This is a genomic window from Micromonospora maritima (assembly GCF_902825405.1).
Taxonomy (GTDB): domain Bacteria; phylum Actinomycetota; class Actinomycetes; order Mycobacteriales; family Micromonosporaceae; genus Micromonospora; species Micromonospora maritima.
This window is the reverse complement of the sequence record NZ_CADEAU010000475.1, coordinates 1-4,049: the sequence shown is the minus strand read 5'-3', so window position 1 is coordinate 4,049 and position 4,049 is coordinate 1. Positions and strand designations below refer to the sequence as shown.

The 4,049-nt window shown below is 71.5% G+C and carries 1 protein-coding gene and 1 pseudogene; both read right to left on the bottom strand.

Annotated features, from left to right (window positions below; all coding sequences use genetic code 11):
* A pseudogene (locus tag HUW36_RS27365) lies at nucleotides 1–312 on the bottom strand (4Fe-4S dicluster domain-containing protein); the annotation flags it as partial.
* The gene (gene fdh, locus HUW36_RS27360; protein WP_246248349.1) at nucleotides 305–3,631 is read right to left on the bottom strand and encodes a formate dehydrogenase; all 3,327 of its coding nucleotides are present in this window, start codon (nucleotides 3,629–3,631) and stop codon (nucleotides 305–307) included. The gene fdh and the pseudogene HUW36_RS27365, both read right to left, overlap by 8 nt.
* Nucleotides 3,632–4,049: the final 418 nt, after the last annotated feature.

The window sequence follows — 4,049 nt, the reverse complement described above, 5'->3', positions numbered from 1 at the left end:
CGACGCCGACGCCGGGCCGGTCGGGTCGGCGGCGAAGGGCGCGGTGCGGTGCCCGGCCGGCCGGGGCTGCTCGATGAACGCCACGTGCCGCCAGGAGTTCGCGGTCAGCGCGCCGGTGTTGTCGTACGACATGCCGAGCAGGTCGAAGCCCGAGTCGGGGACGCCGTTCCACTCCTTGCAGGCCACCTCGCAGGCCTTGCAGCCGATGCAGACGCTGGTGTCGGTGAAGAACCCCATCCGGGGTGGCGCCTGCGTCCAGCCCGCGTCGGGGGCCGGGTCGAGCGGTCCGTACAGGCTGTTGGCGTCAGGCATGGTCTTCTCCGTCGCGCGCCGCGGCCTCGGGGGTCTGCTCGTCGGTGCTGCCGGCCGCGTTCTCCCCGCCCAGCACGTCGGTGGTCACGATCGGCACCTTCCGGTCCGCCGTCATGCCGGCCCGCCGCTGGTAGTCGGCGACCAGGTCGAGCAGCGCCGGCCCGGTGGGACGCCGGCCCGGCCGGACGTCACAGGTGCCGATCTTGCTCTCCTGGATGAGCACGTTCGGGTCCAGGGTGATGCCGAACAGGTCGTTCGCCGAGTCGCCGGTGACCAGGCCCTCGCTGCCGAAGTGGTACGGCAGCCACACCTGGTGGATGACCCGGCCGTCCACCCGCAGCGGGGTGAGCCGGTCGGTGACCAGCACCCGCGCCTCGATCACCGCCCGCCCGCTGACCAGGTGCGCCCAGCCCAGGTGCGCCAGGCCGACCTCGGCGGCCAGCTCCGGGGACACCTCCACGAACATCTCCGGTTGCAGCTCGGCCAGGCGCGGCACGGTCCGGCTCATCCCACCGGCGGTGTGGTGCTCGGTGAGCCGGCTGACCGTGAACACGTACGGGAAGACCTCGCTGTGCGGCTCCGGCGGGCTCGGGTTGATCCGGTTCACCGGGTGCTCGTAGATCTTCCGGGTCGGGTTCGCCTGCTGCCCGTAGAGCGGGTTGCGCATCGGCGACTCGGCCGGCTCGTAGTGCGTCGGCAGCGGCCCGTCGAGCACCCCGCTCGGCGCGTACAGCCAGGCCTTGCCGTCGCCCTGCATGACGAACGGGTCGTCGCCGGCGAGCGCCTCCGGCCCGGACGCGTCGGCCGGTGGCCGGTAGGACGGCGGTTTCGTCTTCTCGAAGTCCGGCACGTCGTATCCGGTCCACTCGCCGGCGTCCGGGTCCCACCAGACGTACTTCTTGCGTTCGCTCCACGGCCGGCCCTCCGGGTCGGCGGAGGCGCGGTTGTAGAGCGTGCGCCGGTTCGCCGGCCACGCCCAGCCCCACTCGGCGGCCACCCAGTCCTGCTCGTGCCGGGACTTGCGGCGGGCCGCCTGGTTGACCCCGTCGGCGTACACGCCGGAGTAGATCCAGCAGCCGATCGCGGTGGAGCCGTCGGCCTTGGCCTCGCCGAACGCGTTCAGCGGACGGCCGGTGGCCACCTCGTAGCCGTTGATCTCCTTCAGCACCGCCTCGGCGCTGGGCTCGGCGTGCGGCCCGTGGGTCGGGTAGTCCCAGGCCAGGTCGAGCAGCGCCCGGTCCCGGCGCTCGGTGGAGTCGGCCAGCTTCTCCCGCAGCCTCCGGCCCAGGTGGTAGAAGAACCACAGCTCGGAGCGGGCGTCGCCCGGCGGGTCGACCGCCTTCTCCCGCCACTGCAGCATCCGCTGCGTCTGGGTGAACGTGCCCTCCTTCTCCACGTGCGAGGCCGCCGGCAGGAAGAACACCTCGGTGCGGCACTCCTGCGGCACGATCTCCCCGGTGGCGATCTCCGGGCTGTTCTTCCAGAACGTGGCGCTCTCGATCAGGAACAGGTCGCGCACGACCAGCCAGTCGAGGTTGGCCATGCCGAGGCGCTGGGCGCGGCCGTGCGCCGAGCCGACCGCCGGGTTCTGGCCGAGCAGGAAGTAGCCCTTGATCCCGCCGTCGATCATGTTGAGGACCTGCTGGTACGTCCCGTGGTCGCCGGTCATCCGCGGCAGGTAGCCGTAGCAGAAGTCGTTCTCCGGCGTCGCCGCGTCCCCCCAGTACGCCTTGAGCAGGCTCGCCGCGAACGCGCGGGAGTTGCCCCAGAAGCCCTTCTGGCCGGGGTGCCGGATGCTGTCCACCCACCTGTCGAACGTCGGGTGGTCGGCGTGGTGCGGCATCGGCAGGTAGCCGGGCAGCAGGTTGAACAGCGTCGGGATGTCGGTGGAGCCCTGGATGCTGGCGTGCCCGCGCAGCGCCAGGATGCCCCCGCCCGGCCGGCCCATGTTGCCCAGCAGCGTCTGGATGATCGACCCGGTGCGGATGTACTGCACCCCGACGCTGTGCTGCGTCCACCCGACGGAGTAGACGAGCGCGCCGGTGCGCTCCCGGCCGGAGTTCTCCGTCCAGGCGCGGGCCAGCTCCAGGAACTTCTCCTCCGGGATGCCGCAGACACGGGCCACCATCTCCGGGGTGTAGCGGGCGAAGTGCCGCTTGAGGATCTGGTAGACGCAGCGCGGATGCTGCAACGTCTCGTCCCGCTGGGTCTGCGCCGGCACCGGCTCACCGTGCGACTCGTGCTCCAGCCCGGAGGCCGAGTCGCGCTCCTTGCCGGTGCCCCGGGCCTTGGCGGTGCCCTCCTGGCCCTCGTACTGCCAGCTGGAGTGGTCGTAGGAGCCGGTCTCCGGGTTGTAGCCGGAGAACAGGCCGTCCAGGTCCTCGGTGTCGGCGAACCGCTCGCTGACGATGGTGGCCGCGTTGGTGTAGGCCAGCACGTACTCCCGGAAGTCCAGCTCGTTGTCCAGGATGTAGCGCACCACGCCGCCGAGCAGCGCGATGTCCGTGCCGGCCCGGATGGGCAGGTATGTGTCGGCGAGCGCGCTGGTGCGGGTGAACCGCGGGTCGACGTGGAAGACCTTCGCGCCGCGCTTCTTCGCCTCCATCACCCACTGGAAGCCCACCGGGTGGGCCTCGGCCATGTTGGAGCCCTGGATGACGATGACGTCAGCGTTGGCGAGGTCCTGCTGGAAGTCCGTCGCGCCGCCGCGACCGAAGCTGGTCCCCAGACCGGGGACGGTGGCGGAGTGTCAAATCCGGGCCTGGTTCTCGATCTGGAGTGCCCCCATCGCCGTGAACAGCTTCTTGATGAGGTAGTTCTCCTCGTTGTCCAGCGTCGCGCCGCCGAGACTCGAGATGCCGAGCGTCCGGTTGAGCGGGCGGCCCTCGTCGTCCACGTCCTCCCAGGTCTCCGCGCGGGCGGCGAGGATCCGGTCGGCGATCATGTCGAGCGCGACGTCGAGGTCCAGGTCCTCCCAGTCGGTCGCGTACGGCCGGCGGTAGCGGACCTTGGTCTGGCGCAGCGGGCTGGTCACCAGGCTCTTGCTGGCCGAGCCCTTCGGGCAGAGCCGGCCGCGGGAGATCGGGCTGTCCGGGTCGCCCTCGATCTGGGTGACCTTGCCGTCGGAGTGGAAGACGCGCTGCCCGCAACCGACCGCGCAGTAGGGACAGACCGAGCGGGCCATGCCGTCGGCGGTCTCGGTGCGCGCGGTCAGGCCGGCCGAGCGGGCCGACTGGGCGGCGGCCCCGCGACCGAGCGGGTCGGTGCCGGTGAGCTGCCGGTAGACCGGCCAACCCTGGATGAACGTCTTCAGACCCACCCGGGCACCCCTCCCCGTCGAGAACGGCTCACCTCCTGCACATTAGGGCAGCCGGCCGACGCCCGCGAGCCGAGCACGAAACAGCGCCGCCCCGACCTTCCGGCCGGGGCGGCGCTGGGCGTCGGTGTGCAGGTCGCCTCTCGGCGAGTGGCGCGACGCGGCTCCAGCCGAACGGTATTCCGCGAAGGCATTTTAGGTGAGGCCCGGGGACACTGGACACACCGACGCTCTGCACAACGGTACCGGGGCCACGCTTCTTCCGCTGGTCGTCGTGACCCCGGTCACCGCCGGGTCAGCTGTTCCAGTGCTCGGCCACCAGGTCGGCGGCCTGCTGCTCCCACTGGGCGTAGTGGTCGGGGTAGGCGGAGACCTGGACGGTCTGGGCGGCCTCGGTCAGCGGCATGTCCCGCCAGCCGTC